The following is a 17,943-nucleotide window of genomic DNA, read 5'->3' as shown; positions in this document are numbered from 1 at the left end:
ACCTATTAAAGGAAGGATTTGTATATGAAAAAGGTTAAAAAAGTTTTAGTAACTGGCGGGTCAAAAGGAATTGGAGAAGCCATTGGGAAAGCCTATCAAGCAGAAGGATGCTATGTGATTGTAGCTGATATCGTAAAGTCTAATTATGGAGATTACTTTTATGAGGTTAACTTCGCAGAGGTAAAGGAAGTTGAACTGCTTATGAAGAAGGTTTTTGAAAAATTTCAGGATATCGATATAGTAGTGAATAATGTGGGGATAGGACAAAATAGAAACTTGTTAGAAACAAAAACGGAAGATTTCTTGAGGGTGTTGAATACCAACTTGACCAGTGTCTTTATTACATCTAGAGAGTTTGCAAAACACAGACAAGAAAACAAAGAAAAATATGGTCGAATCATTAACATAGCCTCCACCAGACACCTGATGAGTGAGAAAAATACTGAAAGTTATAGTGCTTCAAAGGGTGGCATTGTTTCTATTACCCATGCCTTAGCTATAAGCCTTTCTGACTATAACATTACTGTCAATTGTATCAGCCCTGGGTGGATAGAAAACCATCACTATGAGGATTTAAGTGAAGAAGACCATAATCAGCATCCATCTAAAAGGGTAGGTAAGCCTGAGGATATTGCTAGAGCTTGTTTATTCCTAAGCAACGAGGAAAATGACTTTATCACTGGAGAAAATATCGTGATAGATGGGGGCATGACAAAGAAAATGATTTATGTATAAAAACTCCAAAAATTAGATATAGTTAAGTAGACAGATGAATATGCAACCCCTCGAGTAAGTCACTTGAGGGGTTTAGAATTTTATATGTTATTATATATATCTGAAAATTCAATGCTAATTTTTTCAATGTTACTTTTAAAAGATACTGTTGATTCATCGAATACTTTAGCATCTGTATCTTGGACTAGCTTAACTGGTAATTCAATAAAAAATTCACTACCACAACCCCATTGACTTTCTACCCATATTTTTCCTCTATGAGCTTCTACTAAAGATTTTACTAGAGATAGGCCTATACCGCTTCCTTCTGCTTTTCTACTTAGCAAAGCATCTACTTGTCTAAAACGTCGAAATATTTTTCTTTCATGTCCGCTGGAATACCTACTCCATTGTCTTTAACTGTAATTTTAATATAGTCTACACCATCATATAGATGAACTTTAATGAGGCCATTTGGATTTGTAAATTTAATAGCATTGGAGAGTAAATTTAGCATGATTCTCTCGATTTTATCTGAATCACAAGCCAGTATTTTCTCTTCAATCTCTGTATCAAAAATGAGATTGAGGCCTCTGTCCTTGATATATTCACTTACAGACAGTGTAATGTCTTCAATAACACTAACGATATTTTGATTTTTTAAATTAACCTTCAGAAATCCAGTATCTATTCGTGTAATATCAATAAGGTTATCAATCAGTCTTAATAATCTATAGCAGTTTTGTTTTAACATGTAGATATACTTTTCAACTGAATGATAATGTTGGCAGGACAGCGGTTCTTGTTCCTGGTGAATTGTATTTAGTAGCTGTACTGTTCCTAGAATGATATTTAAAGGTGTTTTGAGCTCATGGGAGACATTGGAGAAAAAACTCAGTTTTAAGTCTATCATATTCTCGAACTTCTTTTAATAATCTTTCTTCTTTTTCAAACTTTTCCTGAAAACTTTTGGCGTTTATTCGCTCAGTCACATCCCTATAGCTGATTACTTGTCCAGCATCAGAACCATTGACTGCAAAATGTTTATGTTGACAGGTTAATATTTTTTTGTTTTTCAGATAGATGTAGTCTATGTTTTTATGATAGTAGTTATCTAATTCCTTCACTACTGAGATATATTCATTAGCATCAAGTGTTTTTTCTTTTATATAACTGACAAACTTATCATCATACTTTTCAAACACGAAGTTTTGAGGAATACCCCACATTTGCTTAAAGTGACGATTTGACATGAGGATAGTATTGTCAGCATCTGTGACAAGGATTCCTTCATTACTGGTTGCTAATATTGCTTCAAGAAGTTGATTTTTCTTGATTAATTCTTTCTCAACATGACTGCGGTTTTCATTTTCTTTTTGTAGCTGTTGGTTTATATGCTTAAGTTCTTCTCTTCTTTGATATAATATTTCATTTGTACTTTTAAGAAGATCATAGGGAATTTTTAAATTTGTCTCAATAATTGCTTTATACACTAAATAAAAGGATATTAATTTAAACAGATGACCTATCATATTAGATAACCCATACACATCAACATAAAATACAAATGACAATTCTGAAACAATCGTGAAAACAAAGGAAAATAACATAAAATTAAATACTTTTGCGGGCAGCGTGTCTCGGTTTTTTATTAAAAATTGGAGGCTAATAAATAAAATCGCACAGATGATATATTCACTTGTTTTTTTAAATAACGTCAGCCCCATGCCTTCGATAAAACAATCAGGAAAAAACCTCCAATAAAAAAGGGATAATAATAAAAACAATGAAACTGCACTATAAATAAGCGTTAAAATAGGAATGTTTAGTTTCTTCTTTAAAGCTGACGCCATAATCAATAGAGATGTACTTTCCATATATCTCGCCATAACCCATAGTTGGGTTGGAACATTGGCGTCATAATGAGGGAAAACCCCATTCCCTTATAGGTAAGTGTATGTATAAGGTCAAACGAACCTACAAAGAAGTAGGCCATTCCTAAGAAAGATAAGCTATTATTACCTTTAAACTTGTAAGTATTTACAGCGATAAGTGTAATAATCATTGAGATCGTGATAGGAATAATTTCAGAGATGGTGTGAAATAGCAAAAAATTTTTAAAACTCAAGTAAGCTAATCCCATTAATAATAAAATAAGCACGAATATTTCTTTTGTTGATACTTTTAAAAATTGGATTGAATTTTTTATAATGTTCATTCTGCCATTCCTCCTCAAGTAATTCTAAAACAAAAGTTATACGATACTGATGGATTGCACAAAAGTAACTAGATAAATATTTCAACATTTTTCTTAAAATACCTTTTTTTAGCATTAATTGTTTTTTGTACTTTGCGGATCGATTTAATAGAAGAAAGGCAGGTGACTAGAAGTTTAATTTATCCTTCGATATATTGCTAAGACGCCCACTTCTAGGTATTTTTTTCTTCTGTTAAAAGTGGTAAAATAGAAGGAATATTCTTATAAAATTTATAAAAAGGAGCGTTGCGCATGAGCAAATATTGGAGTAAGCTTACTAAAAAAGTAAAACCATATATCCCAGGAGAACAACCAAAAGATAAGAAATATATTAAGTTAAATACAAACGAGAACCCCTACCCTCCATCTCCAAGGGTGATTGAAGCCATCAAACAGGCGGCAGATGAAAACTTGAAACTATATCCAGATCCAACCTGTGAAAAGCTGAAAGCAACTCTAGCAGATTATTATGGCTTAAAGCAAAATCAAGTTTTTGTGGGAAATGGTTCTGATGAAGTGCTGGCTTTTTCATTTATGACCTTTTTTGATACAGATAAGTCGATACTTTTTCCTGATATCACCTACAGTTTTTATCCTGTGTATGCCGATGTATTTCATATAAATTATGATCTTGTGAATGTAGAGGATGACTTTTCGCTACCTGTGGATAAGTTTTTCAAATCAAATGGAGGTGTTATTTTCCCTAATCCCAATGCACCTACTGGAAAATATACATCCCTTGCCTCTATAGAAGAAATTTTACAGAACAATATGGAGGAGGTTGTGATTATAGATGAAGCTTATATTGATTTTGGTGGAGAATCAGCAGTGAAGCTTATCGACAAATATCCTAATCTATTAGTGGTGCAGACCCTTTCTAAATCACGTTCTTTAGCAGGGCTAAGAGTAGGATTTGCTTTTGGCCAAGAGCACTTAATAGAAGGCTTGGAAAGAATAAAAAATTCATTTAATTCTTATACTTTAGATCGAATTGCACTAGCAGGAGCCATAGAAGCAATGAAGGATGAAGAATATTTTCAGGGAACAAGACTTAAGATTATGAAGACGAGAGAAGTTGTAGCAGAAGCATTAGGAAAAGTTGGGTTTCATGTCATAGATTCAAAAGCTAATTTTATTTTTATTCGCCCCCAAGAATACCAGCCGAGGATTTATTCCATCAATTAAAAGAGCAGGGGGTTTTGGTTCGTTACTTCAAGCAGCCTAAAATAGATAATTTTTTACGAGTAACGATAGGAACAGATGAAGAAATGGACTGTTTTATTGAAACTGTGAAAAAAATTGTTAAATAAGGACGATTAATGAATATACCCATCAAGGTGGACATGTAGCAATTTTCCTCTTTGATGGGTATATTGTTTTTATTCTTAACCTCTGCTAATGAAAACTCCCCCTGCTAATCCTAATAGGCTCAGGGGATCTAGCGGTACCGTACCGAATAAAGCATTTAAAGATGGCAGGTAGAGTATGCCTATAAGTAATACTGCCGATAGCCCCGTCATGATATGCATATATAGGTTGGTATGGCCTGATTTATTGCTTCTACTATCATAAAGGTTGACAATTTGACAGCAGATAAAGTTAGTAAAAGCTAAGGTCTGTGCCTTGGCTAGACTAGCTCCCAGTAATAAAGAGCCTTTAAATAAAGCGAAGGTGCTGATCCCTATAGCCAAACCTCTTCTAATAATACTATTTTTCAAAGGTCTATCAATTAGTACAGGAGGCTTATTGTTTGCGGATTCCAACATTACTTCTTCGGAAGGTGGTTCCACTGCCAGTGTGGAACCAAGCAATGTTTCGGAAACGAGATTAATCCATATCATTTGGATTGCCAAGAAGGGCACTGGTGACCCAGAAATAAAGGATAGAAGGATCGCCAGCATTTCACCGATAGCTCCAGCAAATAAGTACTTCATTGTACTTTTTATATTCTTGACAACACCTCTACCCTCCTCAATAGCAGCTACAATGGTAGAGAAATCATCATCTACCAAGGTGATACAGGCAGCATCTCTTGCCACATCGCTACCCTTCAAACCCATAGCAATACCTATATGGGCTTCCTTAATAGCAGGAGCGTCATTGACGCCATCTCCCGTCATAGCAACAATATGTCCCTGACGCTTTAGTGCTTTTACAATACGATATTTTTGTTCTGGGGTAGTTCTGGCAAAAACCTGAATTTTGCTAATAATATTATCAAGCTCTTTGTCATTCATCTTATCCAAATCACTGCCGCATACGACGAGTCCCTCCGTCAACAGACCCAATTGCCTGCCGATGGCACTGGCGGTTTTCATATGGTCTCCTGTAATCATAACCACTTTAATTCCTGCCTTTAAACATTTTTTTATGGATTCCTTCACCCCTTCTCTAGGTGGGTCCTCCATACCAACAAAACCTAAAAACACAAATCCTTTTTCAATATCCTCCTGCTGATGTTGTAATTTCTTATAAGAAAATGCTAGCGTTCTTAAAGCTTCCTCTGCCATTGTATTGCAATGAAATTGGATTTTTTTTCTATCGGCATTGGTAAGCAGGCGTTCTTTACCATTTTCATAAATATAACTGCATTTTTCTAAAACAGTGTCTAATGCCCCTTTGCAATAGGCGTAAGTTTCCTTTTCCTTTGTTTCTAAAATAGATAACATATACCGCCGCTGGCTGTCAAAGGGAACCTCCTTAAGGCATATATAGGTTGTTTTTAAGGCATTGGTATCAAGATTTATTTTACCAGCAGCTGCAATAAGAGCACCTTCTGTAGGATCTCCTTGAACCTCCCACTTGTTTTCTACCTGTACTAAAGAAGCATTATTACAGAGCACCCCTGCTTTAAGCAGCTCCTCAAGGGCGTGTTTCTTCATCGACTCTCCTTCAGAAGGGGTTATTTCTCCAAGAGGACTATAGCCTACACCTGACACATTATAGAAGCATCCGTCTGTATAGATTTTACGGACTGTCATCTCATTTAAGGTGAGGGTACCGGTTTTATCACAGCATACAACATCTACTGCTCCTAAGTTTTCCACAGCCTTCAGATGGCGAACAACAGCGTTTTTCTTAGCCATCCGGCGAACACTTAAAACCATACAGGTGGTGACGGTTATAGGGAGACCTTCTGGAATAGCCCCTAAGAAAAAGGTAACTCCCATCATCAATACCTGAGCAAAACTCATACCAGCCAGGAGGGCAATACTGCCTATTACTGAAAAGGTTGCAATATAGATCTTAATGAGGGTACTGATGAATCCTTCGGCTTTATTTTCCAGCGGGGTTGTTTCTTCTGCAATTTCCTCCAGCAGGGTGGCTATTTTACCAATTTCAGTATTTTTACCGGTGGAGACAACTACAGCTTTTCCTATACCAGCTAATACATTGGTACCCATATAAAGCATATTATGCCTATTGCTCATCTCTGCATGCAGAGGACACATTTTAGCAGATTTTGAGACACCAATAGATTCTCCTGTTAAGGAGGATTCATTGACTTTTAAATCTTCACAGGAGATAATTCTTGCATCGGCAGGTACCTTGTCACCAGACTCCAATAGAATAATATCTCCAGGGACAAGCTGCTTTGAATCGATTTCTAGATTTTTGCCGTCTCTTATGACTTTTGCTTTTTGTATCAGCATATTTTGTAAAGCATTTAAAGAGGTTTCTGATTTTGATTTTTGTATAGCTCCAAGTGCCACTTGAAAAAACACAATGCTGCCTAGTGCAATCGCCTCTATAACCTGACCTAAAAAGAGGGACACAACACTAGAACCTAACAATACCTTTACACATATATCATTTAATCCTTCTAAAAGATTAGAAAAAAGACTTTTCCTACGGCTTTCCGACAGAACATTAGCTCCCAACTGCTGTAGTCTTTTCTGAGCAGTTTGCTTCGACAAGCCTTTTTCAAAATCTGTTTTCAACGTCTTCATCATATGTTCTGGACTTAAGACGTGATAAGGCGTTTTCCCACCAGGCTTATGAGTAGTTTTAGGAGTGGCAGAGGGAGAATTAGTAAAATGAAAAATTTCTTCTTTAATAGTATACTCATGGATGACGCTTTCATTAAATACAACAAGAATCCTTCCCGTAATAGGATTGGCCTTTGCTTGCTGAATACCATAAAGAGACATAAGGTAACGAGATAAGTTGATGGAAAAAATTTCATTCCTATAAATATTATCAACTGAGATTCTAACTCGTTTATATAAAACCTCCTGATCATCCTGCTGTGCCATATCTTTTAAAGCTTGAATCATTTATATTTCACCTATCCTAGTTGATTTTTTTATGATATTTCATTAGTTATTTACCTATACAAAAGATATTATTCAGATTTCATATGATAAATTTACAAACACTTAACAAAAAAATTCATTTTACTTTGATTTTATTTATGATATAATTAAAATAAGAATGATAATTATTATTAATTATAAAAGGGGGTAGTTTGTAGGATGGATAAGTATAGGTTAAATTATGGGAGGGAAAATGACTTAGAAAAGCGATGTATTACCATGATCGAAGAGGATTTAGAGGTATTTTTTTCTGCCTATACAAAAGCCGCTTATACCTATTCATTTATTCTTTCAAAGGATACTAAGGGTTTTGACCTTGCTACTTTTGAAAAAATGGTTTTTTCTAATGAGGAGATTGAAGCACTTATTCATCGTATTGCCATCAAAATCCACAAAGAGATGGAAAACCATCTGGATTGCTCTATAAAAATAGACCCTACCTACTGCTGCCAGTTAGCTGACGCAGATACATACAGTATGCTAAAGGAAACACTAGAAGCCTTTAAAATCACTAAGGATATAACAAAAAATTGTGAAAAAATACTTAAAATGTTTTTTTCAAAAACCTTTAAAAGTATATGCCCATATTTTCCTGTACAGTATATGACGAAAAAAATAAATGTTGGTGAAAAAATTTTAAGTGAAAAAAGCTCTAAAAAGCAGATGGCAAGGCATCAGGAAATAATATTTCAACAAGTTCAGGGGATATTACTGAACATAAAGATAAATATAAGAAATCGATTAGTTGAACACACCATTAAAAATATACAGGCTACCAATAAAAATATCCTACAAATAAATAATTACTCTATAGCATAGGGTGTAGAGTGGGATCAAAGATTGGTGTTTCTAAATAAATGAATGTTAAAATTCTTTTTTCATGGTCTTTTGCACGTGACATCTTTATGATATTTTTAAACTAAGTTTTAATTAAGTATATATTTGTTTTTCATTACAAATACAATTAAGTAATTTAAGTGGATAGGGTTATAATTAATAAATACAAAACTGTCTAATAAAGCCTAAATAGCAAGCACTGTAAACAAGGAAGTTGCATTCAAAAACTAAATCCTTGTTTTTTGTTTGGGTAAATTTACTGGATTTTCAAAAAAATAGATTCAATATGAAATACATAAAGTACATCGTATATATTTTTTAGTTTTTGCTAAACATAATTTTATCGAGATACCATAACATTAGAAGGCGGTTAGAAGGAGTGATACAAATGACTAATTCACAGGATCAAAACACAAATTCAAACGTTAATCAGCAAAACTTAGAAAAAGAATTAAAGGAGATAAAAAATCAATACACATTACTAGCACAAGAGTTGGAAAATGTTAAGAAAAATGATAAAAAAATAAATAGTTTACAGGAAAGCATGCAATCCATGCAAGAAGAGTTTGAAGATATCAACGAAACCCTACAGGAGATTTCTCAGATGAGTAAAACGATGCAGGATATAACAGATAAGCTGAATAATCTTACAGCAAATCAGCAGAAGAGAAAAGGTATGGGGATGATGCCTAGAAACGCTTTTAGAAAAGGTATAGTAAGAACATTAAGTTCTGCTTTAACCGTTGTTGATATGACGGTTGAGAAAATGTCTATGGCCAAAGAAGGTATTGAAGATATTGTTGCAGAAGCACAGTATGAAAACAAAAAAAGAAGAATGGATCCACGGATGTCATCAATGTCAGAAATGTACACTGAATAAAAATGATGAAGCTACCTAATAAAAAAATAAAGATTATTTCTTCAATACCTGGAAGAATAAGATTAAAGATTGAGGGGGCATCTAAGTATGAAAAACTAGGATATAAAGTAGTTTGTTTATTTCAAGATTTAAGGGGTATAGAAAATATCTCCTTCAACAACACTACAGGAAATATCCTAGTTTTGTATAATAACAAGTATTTAAATGAAGGAGAAATCATCAAACAGATTGAGGGTTTTGATTTTTCGAAATGTTTAGATATATTTTCTTGGCCTAGAGAAGAGTCTATTATAAGGATTATTTTTAAATCTCTCAACCCTTTTTGCCTGGGTAGAAAGAAGTATCCAAATAAAATCTATAAAAATGAGTATGTTTTATCTAAGACATTAATCAAATTGGGATTTCTTTTAGGTACTGCTTTATTTTTATTTACATCCTATTCTATGAATATATTGTCGATAGGCATACTAGCTTACCCAGGAATTTTGTTTGCAATAGCTTCAGTAGCTTATTATTATGCAGCTGAGAGCTTCAAATATCATAGTATTTTTATAAAGAAAAGTGAAAACATTGGCTTATTAGGAAAAACTACTGATGTTTTTATTCAGGATCAGATTTTATTGCAGGAGGAAAAGGTCAACAATATTGCTAAGGAAAAGGACTTATCTAGAATGTACTTGCAAAAGCTTATTACTTTAGGAAAGGTAAAAAATCCCATAAGTTCAGAAGGGCAAACAATCATACAAGAACTTAGAAAATATGGAATTTTAAATATTACCTTATGTACAGGAAAGAAGGATGCGCTAACAGAGTATATAGCTTATTATTTTGGTCTAGATCATATCGATCAATTGAATGATCAGGAAAGTTATATAACAAAAGAACAGCATCAAAAAGTAAAACTGTTGATTTGCCACCAAGACTTCATAGCCTATAGAAAAAAAATCTCAGGAGATGTGATGATGAACATTGAAACAAAGTCATCAAAAAAAGTGATACAAGGAGATATCAATCTTTTACAAAAGGATATTATAAAGCTTCCGCAGATTTTACGATTTAGTGGTAATACAGATGAACTTATTACTCGTACTCAAGTAAGGGCAGTTACCATAAATGTTATTGCTTTATTTTTAACCATGATAAGACAAATTCATCCTTTTACAGCCATAGGTATATACGGTATAAATATGTTGGCCCAACTAATCATCTTACAAAACAATATCCATCAGGGAAAAGGAGTATTATATAATGCATACAAATGACACCAATGCTTCATTAGAAGAAGTAAAAAATAGTCTTAAAAAAGCAGAAGAGATATTAAGAGAAGTAGTAAAGTTAAGTGTAGCATCAGCAACGGAAAATCCACAAATAGAAAAACAGTTAATGGAGTTGTGGGCAAGTCATACAAAAAATATTAAAGATTATTTCTTTATAGAGATAGATAAAAGTGGTAATGATGAACTAGGAAAGAATTTAATGAAATATATTATGTTCAAGCGATTCTAATAGTCCCTATGTCGGGGCTAAATTTATCCTTCGGTGTATTGCTAAGACGCCCGCTTGCAGAGGTGGGAGGTGAAGCACTACATCCTCGAAGTAAATTCGGCTACAATTCAGGGGTAGTAAAAACTCCTCGCTAGATAAACAAACTGAGTGACTGCCACAAAAGCTAAAATGCAAACTTGCACTCTGTATAAGTGACTGACACAAAATCATAGATTTTGGTCATCTACTTATGAATTAAGTCTCATTTTATTGCTACTAAATGAGATGTTTATTTTGTACAATGGAGGTGGATAGAGATCATGAAAAAAAAGTTGGTTTATGGTCTAAGTTTAGGGATAATAAGTTATTTTGTATATACTATGCTTAAGGAAAGTGAAAGAATTCAGGATCAACAGGCTGAGAGTAGAGATGGTATATTTCAAAAAGACAGTGAGAAACTAGAAGAACTGAAATTTGACAGCTTAGTAGAAAATGAAAAGGAAATTCAGGAAAAAATTCTAGCCTTGAATAAGAGAGTGAAGGAAATAAAGAGAAAGATGGATGAATGTGAGGAAAATTTAACTGCACTGTAATAAGAAGGATCGAGGTGTTAGCTGTGGAGGAAGTTCATGTTCTACCAGGACGAATTCGATTAAAAACACCCCAGCTTTATGACAAGAAGATAGCAGCAGCTGTGCATCTTGCTATAGAAAAACTTATGGGAGTAAAGTATAGCAGGGTAAATTATTATACATCTTCTATGTTAATTGTGTATGATATAGAAAAAACAAGTAAAGCATCCATTCAAGCGCAAATAAAAGAGATCCTAAAAAATATAAAAAAAGATAAGGGTCTTGTTTTGATGCAGAATAAAACTTATCTAAATGCTATAAAGAATCAAAAAATAGCACAAAATAGATTTTTATTTTATGGTTCTCTCTATGTAGTGTTTAAAATAAAAAATGCTTTATTTGGTGTATTTCCTATCAGCAGAAGTATAAGTTTATTAGTAACTGCTTCTGTCATTACCACGATTGAAGGCTATCCAATACTCAGAAGGTTTTTTAAGAATATTTCTAAAAAAACGCCTGGATTATCAGATGTTTTGTTAAGGCTTACCGCCATCTCTCTTGTTTTTCTTAGACAGGATGGTATGGGGTGCCTGCTACTAAGCTTGAAGTATATAAGTGATTATTTGAAATATTCTACAGAGGTGGAGTACTTAAGAATTCTTCATCAAAGTATTATGGAAAATACTGAGCTGGTAACAATAGAAACTGCCGAAGGGCAAAAAATATTAACACCCGTTGCTTCTTTGAAGGTGGGGGAAAGGATTCATCTTCAAAAGGGAGAGATCCTTCCCATTGAGGGTGTAATTATACAAGGAAAAGCCATTATTGATGGCATGTACAGTACTGGACAGTTAGGCATCCTAGAAATGATGCCACAGGACTATGTTTACGAAGGAATGAAGATTTTATCAGGAGATATTGTCATAGAAATTACCCATCTGCCCCAAAGGAGGGAAAAAATCTATCCTGCTGTAGAGGATTTATGTATCTATCAAAAGGTAAGCAGCTATCAAGAGGAAATAGGAAGCTTTTCAATTGTATTAGCCGTCATCAATTATCTTATTACTGGAAATCTATTAAATGCCTTAGGGATTGTACTTTTACTTTGCCCTACTGCCTCTGAGCTTGCGATTCATACAGGAATCAATAGCTACCTGCGCTTGCTAGGAAAAAATAAAATTTTTCTTAAGCATCCTGGTGCACTGGAAAAGGCAGCCCATATCAATCATGTAGCCTTCGATAAGACTGGTACACTAAGTCAAGGAAGGCTAAAGACCCCTATAGATCATCAGTTTTATGATAACAATACAGTAAAAGATTCCTTAAGAAAAGATGCTTATGATTTAATAAAAGCTTTAAGAAAACAGGGAATTTCAAAATTATCCCTGCTTACAGGAGATAATGCTACTAAGGCAGATCATGCAGGTGTAGCTCTAGGAATTGAGAACATTTACAGTGAGTGTAGTGGAGAAGAAAAAGGAAAAATTATTGAGAAACTAAAAAGCACAGATGATATTATGATGATAGGTGACGGAATCAATGACTTAGAGGCCATGTGCCATGCAGATGTAAGTGTTGGTTTGGTGGAGGCTAGTTGTGACAAAGTCAAGCTTTATTCAGACTGTATCCTATTTCAGGATGATTTATATAAAGTAGCAGATTTTATTCAACTGTCAAAAAAGTCCTATAGAGCAATAGAGCGACATACGAATTTTTCTAAAATGTATAATATCACACTGGGGGTTTTAGCAGTATTTATCCCCTTTAATCCGTATACTGCTAAGTCTTTGAATACCATTAACTCACTATTAGTATTGCTGCTAAGTAAAAGAATAGAATATTTTAGCACAGAGGGAAGTAGTAGATATCTTCGTGAAGCTGAAGGATTGGGATAAAACCGGTATCAAATTTGATACTGGTTTTATTTTGTTCTTTTAGATGAGGAAATAGATAAATTGCTATGTAAGGAAATGAACCAGGTATCGAAGAAACTGACTACTAGCATTATTATAGGAGGATTTCCTTTAACCCCTCAAAATCTTTTATCTTGATCTCTCTTTTAGCAATAGAGATAAGTCCATCCATTTCAAGTTTCTTTAATTCCCTTAAAAGAGAAGGTCTTGAAACATTCATATGCTCCGCCCAGGCTTTTTTTGAAAAAGGTAGGGTGATTGTATTGTTATCATCATCATGATGGGCATGTATCAAAAAGTACGCTATTTTTTCTGCGATAGAAGTTAGGGAAAGGATTTCGATTTTCCTATTTAATGCTAATACACGGTTTGATACGGACTCTAAAAAACATGACATAATATCTTTATCCATTAAAAATAATTTCAAAAGTTCATCTTTATGTATAAATAGGATTTGACAGGTTGTGCATGCAGAAATCGTAGATGGGTAATGTTTTGTTTTAGAAAACAATGAAGCCTCAGCAATAAGGTCTGAAGTTGTTCTTCGATTGAGGGTAACAATTTTTCCACATGGAAAAAGTTTTTGAACATCTACAGCACCAGACAAAATGATCCCCATCTTATCTGCAATTTGGTAAGGAGAAAATACGACTTCATTCTCTTTATATGCGTCAATTCTATAATGAATATTCGATAGGAGGGAGTCAATTTCCTCTAAAGACTTATGTTTAAACAAGTTACATCCTTGCAGGGAGAATAAGATAGAATCCATGTTAAGTTTCCTTTCTAAAAATATAAAAAAATTATTAAAGTGTTGCAAGAGATACTTTTTGATCAATCATATTGTAGTATAATACAATCATAACAATAATGACAATGATAATCAATAGCAATTACTTAATAAGTTTTCAATAAAATAAGTTGAACATTAAGGAGGTGTTTGATTGTACAGCTTAGGAATCGATATAGGATACACTTCAATAAAACTTGTATTAATCAATAGTAATGATGAAATAAAACATACAGCATATTTGCTACACAAAGGAAGAATTCAAGAAGTTTTAAAAGAAGCTATATATAACTTAATGTCAAGCTATGTACTAGAGGATATAAAATTTGCAGCCATAACAGGGACTGGAAGTAAGTTTTTAGCTGAGGATCAAGAACTTCAATTTATAAATGAAGTAACGGCAATTGTAGAAGGCAGTATGAGCACAGAGAAAAAAATTGGTTCAATTATAGAAATTGGGGGACAAAGTGCAAAATATATTACAGAATTTAGGGAAAGCAATAAATCAGGAATAAAAATAGCTATAAATTCCGACTGTTCTGCCGGTACAGGTTCATTTTTGGAGGAACAAATATCCAGACTGGACTTAAAACTAGAAGATTATTCTGTTTTTACAGAGAAGGCGCAATCTATTCCAAGAATTGCAGGCAGATGTAGTGTATTTGCCAAAACAGATATGATTCATCATCAGCAGGAAGGGGTTTGTGTGGAAGATCTATTATTAGGGCTGGCCTATGCTTTGGTGAAAAACTATAAAGCAGCAGTCATAAAAAAGCTCCCCATAAAAAAACCTATAGTATTTATTGGCGGCGTTGCATATAACTTAGGAATTATCAGGGCCCTGAAGGATGTACTGGGCTTAGATGAAGGAGAATTCATTGTACCTCAAACACCTGGTAATACTGGTGCTTTGGGAGCAGCTGTAATAGCAAAAAAAGACAAGATGAAAATAGATTTACAAAAACTCCTTGAGTGTCTAGAAAACAAAAAAGATAGTCATGAAGTAAAGGATGATGAGACCCGGTTACCTGAATTAAAACCCTTTGGAGAAAATGACAGTGAAAATAAACACCTTTGCAAAAGCATAGATAATGGGAAAACCAATTTAGAATGTTATCTAGGTATTGATATAGGTTCTACAAGCACCAATTTGGTTCTTATGAATAAAGAAAATGAAATCATTGCTTACAAATATCTAAAAACCTTAGGAAATCCTGTTGAAGCCGTGAGGAAGGGTCTGAAGGATTTAAAAAATGAGTTTGGAGATAGGATAAAGATGATGGGGGTAGGTACCACAGGTTCTGGCAGATATATGATTGGTAAGCTCATTGGCGCTGATATCATTAAGGATGAAATTACAGCTCAGGCAAAGGCAGCAGTGACCATAGACGACAGGGTAGATACCATCTTTGAAATAGGAGGGCAGGATTCTAAATACATTAGACTTGAAAAGGGTGTTGTAACAGATTTTGAAATGAATAAAATCTGTGCAGCAGGAACCGGTTCCTTTATTGAAGAGCAGGCTAAAAAGCTGAATATACCCATAGGTGACTTTGGAGAGATGACTCTAAACAGTCATTATCCAATAAATTTAGGAGAAAGATGTACAGTATTTATTGAAGCAAATATAGCAGCCAGTTTATCAAAAGGAGCCAAGATAGATCATATTGCTTCAGGACTTTGCTATTCTATTGTAAAAAATTATCTTAACAAAGTGGTGGGGCAAAAGAAAATAGGAAATAAAATATTTTTCCAAGGAGGGGTAGCATATAATCAAGGGGTTATCAATGCCTTCAGAGCACTTGTGGGAGATAAATTATTTGTTCCACCATTTTTCAGTGTAACCGGTGCTTATGGTGCTGCAATTTTGGCAAAAGAGGAAATGCTGGAGGAAAAGAGTCAATTCAAGGGATTTGATTTTGATACAAAAGTACACCTTATTGAAAAACAAAAGCATCATCAGCCTAAGGCAGAGGGCGAGGGAAAAATTTATAATGAAATTGAGAAGCTGTATTTAAAAGGATATGATGCTTCCATCGATCCAAAAAAAGAAACAGTGGGTATACCGAGGGTTTTATTTTTGCATAAATTATTCCCTATGTTTCATGTATTTTTTAAAGAATTAGGTTTCAATGTTCTTTTATCGGATTTAACAAAGGAAGAAACCATTAGATTAAGTCAAGAGCATTCCCTGGACGAAACCTGCTACCCTGTAAAGTTAATTCATGGCCATGTGGCAGAATTGATCAATAAAAAGGTGGATTATTTATTTTTACCTGCTTTATACACCATGACCCACCCTATATCAAAGACAAGACAGGATTATGGATGTGCATATATGCAGGCGGCACCTGCTATGATCCATCAGACAATGGAATTGGACAAAAAAGGAATAAAGCTGCTATCACCAGTTTTATCTTTTAAGTTCGGTAAAAAATATATGATGAAAACCTTATTAGAATTAGGAAAAAACCTTGGAAAAAATACAATTCAAAGCATGCTTGCCCTACAAAAAGGAATGCAGGCTTTAAAAACCTTTGAGAAAAAGGTTGAGATGATAGGGCAGGAAGCCGTGGAAAAACTAGGAACCGATGAAAAAGCCTTTGTGATTATTACAAGGGCCTATGGGGTGACTGATCCAGTACTCAATATGGGCATACCTAAGAAGCTGATGAATATGGGGTATAAAGTCTTGACACTGTCCAATCTACCAGCCCATACCCATGATACCTCTAAAGAATATCCTAATATGTATTGGCCCTTTGGACAGCATATTTTATCGGGAGCACAGATTGTAAAGCAGCATCCTAATTTATATGCCATTTACATCACCAATCATGGCTGCGGCCCAGATACGATACTATCCCATTATTTTAGAGAAGAAATGAAGGGAAAGCCCTATTTAAGTATTGAAGTAGATGAACATTCCTCCAGTGTTGGGGTACTAACCAGGGTGGAGGCTTTTGTTAACAGCTTAAAAACAAAGGAAGTACAGATGAAAAAAGCTGAGGATTTAAAAACCTACTCCAATAGGGTTATACATAAGGAGGTGAATATAAAAAATAGTTTTAATGAATTAAAAGATAAAAGGATAGTATATTTACCATACCTATATCCTTATTCAACGCTGTTAAAGGAGCTATTGATGAAAAAGGGAATAAGGGCGGATGTTTTACCGATGACCAATGCCAGTTCTGTTGATATAGGAAGAAAGTTTACCATCACCAAAGAGTACTTTTCATTGACAGCAATATTAGGAGATGTTTTCAAAAAACTCTATGGATTAAAAAAAGATGAAGAAAACATAGCCTTCTTTATACCTAAGTCAGAGGGAACAGAAGCAGATGGACAATATGATCGTCTGTTGAGGACGAAATTAAATGAAAAAGGTTTTCATCATGTAGAGATGATAGCCCCCTTTATAGAAGATTTGTTATACGAAGATGAAGATGCTGAAGGGATTTACTTAAGCTTATTGGCAGGGGACATGATCAGAACTGCACATAAGAATCACAGAGATAAGTATTTGAATGAAATCATTGAATTAATTAAAAATAATGATTTTAAAATAAATCCTCTAAAGGAAATAGCAAAAAAAATATATCATGAGATAAGACTTGAAAAAAGCAAAAAAAGAGTTCTTGTAATAGGGGAACCTATGGTTCTTTTCAATGATTTTATGAATAACTTTACCTTCAATCATATTGAGGATGAGGAAAATAGAATCATTTATAGTCCTCTAAGTGAATATATGTGGTTTATATGGAAGGATTTTTTAATGAAAAACCTAGACAAAAAGGCCCAAATACTACGCCAGAGATTAAGTAGATTTGAGTACTATATCCATGATATATCTGAGTGTTTAGCAGATGAGAGTCCCTTTGCAAAGGGCCTGAGTGACCTAATTGCTACAGCAGATAAAAGAATGAAATATTATACTGGTGGGAATGGAAGATATCGACAGGCAAAAATATTATCTGGTTTCAATAATATCGATGGGATAATCACTGCAGCATCCATGTATGAAAATACAAATACCATATTAAATCTACTATATAAAGGAGTTGATGAAAAACACTTAAAACCTGTACTTCATCTAACTTTTGATGGAAACAAAAATGAAAACGATAAGACAAAGATTCAATCTTTTATGTATTATATCTAAATAAATAGGAGGAA

13 protein-coding genes and 2 pseudogenes are annotated in these 17,943 nt (G+C 34.0%); 10 read left to right on the top strand and 5 right to left on the bottom strand.

The window, feature by feature from the left end; translation table 11 throughout:
* Positions 1-24: 24 nt before the first annotated feature.
* Positions 25-735, top strand: a complete 711-nt coding sequence (locus BJL90_RS00275; RefSeq protein ID WP_070963273.1) for an SDR family NAD(P)-dependent oxidoreductase — start codon at positions 25-27, stop codon at positions 733-735.
* Between the two features lie 80 nt (positions 736-815).
* Here BJL90_RS00275 and BJL90_RS00265 read toward each other — a convergent pair.
* The 3 genes and pseudogenes from BJL90_RS00265 to BJL90_RS22635 all read right to left on the bottom strand — a co-directional run.
* Positions 816-1,627 (bottom strand): annotated as a pseudogene (locus BJL90_RS00265) (sensor histidine kinase).
* On the bottom strand, positions 1,584-2,246 hold the full coding sequence (locus tag BJL90_RS22990) for a PAS-domain containing protein (RefSeq protein WP_257786406.1): 663 nt from the start codon (positions 2,244-2,246) through the stop codon (positions 1,584-1,586). The pseudogene BJL90_RS00265 and the gene BJL90_RS22990 overlap by 44 nt, the downstream one beginning before the upstream one ends.
* Positions 2,229-2,779: pseudogene (locus tag BJL90_RS22635) on the bottom strand (MASE3 domain-containing protein); the annotation flags it as partial. The pseudogene BJL90_RS22635 and the gene BJL90_RS22990, both read right to left, overlap by 18 nt.
* A gap of 444 nt (positions 2,780-3,223) precedes the next feature.
* Between BJL90_RS22635 and BJL90_RS00250 the strand changes: the two are divergent.
* Both BJL90_RS00250 and BJL90_RS23300 read left to right on the top strand, forming a co-directional pair.
* The gene (locus BJL90_RS00250) at positions 3,224-4,156 is read left to right on the top strand and encodes a pyridoxal phosphate-dependent aminotransferase (RefSeq protein ID WP_472234991.1); all 933 of its coding nucleotides are present in this window, start codon (positions 3,224-3,226) and stop codon (positions 4,154-4,156) included.
* Between the two features lie 14 nt (positions 4,157-4,170).
* Complete coding sequence (locus tag BJL90_RS23300; RefSeq protein ID WP_472234989.1) at positions 4,171-4,281, top strand: hypothetical protein; 111 nt, start codon at positions 4,171-4,173, stop codon at positions 4,279-4,281.
* Positions 4,282-4,356: 75 nt separating this feature from the next.
* Here BJL90_RS23300 and BJL90_RS00245 read toward each other — a convergent pair whose 3' ends face one another.
* The gene (locus tag BJL90_RS00245) at positions 4,357-7,248 is read right to left on the bottom strand and encodes a cation-translocating P-type ATPase (RefSeq protein ID WP_070963263.1); all 2,892 of its coding nucleotides are present in this window, start codon (positions 7,246-7,248) and stop codon (positions 4,357-4,359) included.
* A gap of 198 nt (positions 7,249-7,446) precedes the next feature.
* On the opposite strand from BJL90_RS00245, the gene BJL90_RS00240 reads away from it, so the two are divergent.
* From BJL90_RS00240 to BJL90_RS00215, 6 genes are all read left to right on the top strand, one after another.
* On the top strand, positions 7,447-8,106 hold the full coding sequence (locus BJL90_RS00240; RefSeq protein WP_070963262.1) for a hypothetical protein: 660 nt from the start codon (positions 7,447-7,449) through the stop codon (positions 8,104-8,106).
* Between the two features lie 406 nt (positions 8,107-8,512).
* Complete coding sequence (locus BJL90_RS00235; protein WP_070963260.1) at positions 8,513-9,004, top strand: DUF3450 domain-containing protein; 492 nt, start codon at positions 8,513-8,515, stop codon at positions 9,002-9,004.
* Positions 9,005-9,006: 2 nt separating this feature from the next.
* Complete coding sequence (locus BJL90_RS00230) at positions 9,007-10,266, top strand: HMA2 domain-containing protein (RefSeq protein ID WP_070963258.1); 1,260 nt, start codon at positions 9,007-9,009, stop codon at positions 10,264-10,266.
* Positions 10,253-10,510, top strand: a complete 258-nt coding sequence (locus BJL90_RS00225) for a hypothetical protein (protein WP_070963256.1) — start codon at positions 10,253-10,255, stop codon at positions 10,508-10,510. The genes BJL90_RS00230 and BJL90_RS00225 overlap by 14 nt, the downstream gene beginning before the upstream one ends.
* Before the next feature lie 299 nt (positions 10,511-10,809).
* Entirely contained in the window at positions 10,810-11,082 is a 273-nt protein-coding gene (locus tag BJL90_RS00220; RefSeq protein ID WP_070963254.1) for a hypothetical protein, read from the top strand.
* Positions 11,083-11,096: 14 nt separating this feature from the next.
* Positions 11,097-12,956 carry an HAD-IC family P-type ATPase gene (locus BJL90_RS00215; protein ID WP_070963252.1) on the top strand — a complete coding sequence of 620 codons (1,860 nt, stop codon included), beginning with the start codon at positions 11,097-11,099 and terminating at the stop codon, positions 12,954-12,956.
* Positions 12,957-13,068: 112 nt separating this feature from the next.
* On the opposite strand, the gene BJL90_RS00210 is transcribed toward BJL90_RS00215, so the two are convergent.
* Positions 13,069-13,746 carry a Crp/Fnr family transcriptional regulator gene (locus BJL90_RS00210; RefSeq protein WP_070963251.1) on the bottom strand — a complete coding sequence of 226 codons (678 nt, stop codon included), beginning with the start codon at positions 13,744-13,746 and terminating at the stop codon, positions 13,069-13,071.
* Between the two features lie 172 nt (positions 13,747-13,918).
* Between BJL90_RS00210 and BJL90_RS00205 the strand changes: the two genes are divergently transcribed.
* Positions 13,919-17,929 carry an acyl-CoA dehydratase activase gene (locus BJL90_RS00205; protein WP_070963249.1) on the top strand — a complete coding sequence of 1,337 codons (4,011 nt, stop codon included), beginning with the start codon at positions 13,919-13,921 and terminating at the stop codon, positions 17,927-17,929.
* Positions 17,930-17,943: the final 14 nt, after the last annotated feature.

It is taken from the genome of Clostridium formicaceticum, from assembly GCF_001854185.1.
Lineage (GTDB): Bacteria > Bacillota > Clostridia > Peptostreptococcales > Natronincolaceae > Andreesenella > Andreesenella formicacetica.
This window is presented reverse-complemented; position numbering and strand designations above follow the sequence as displayed.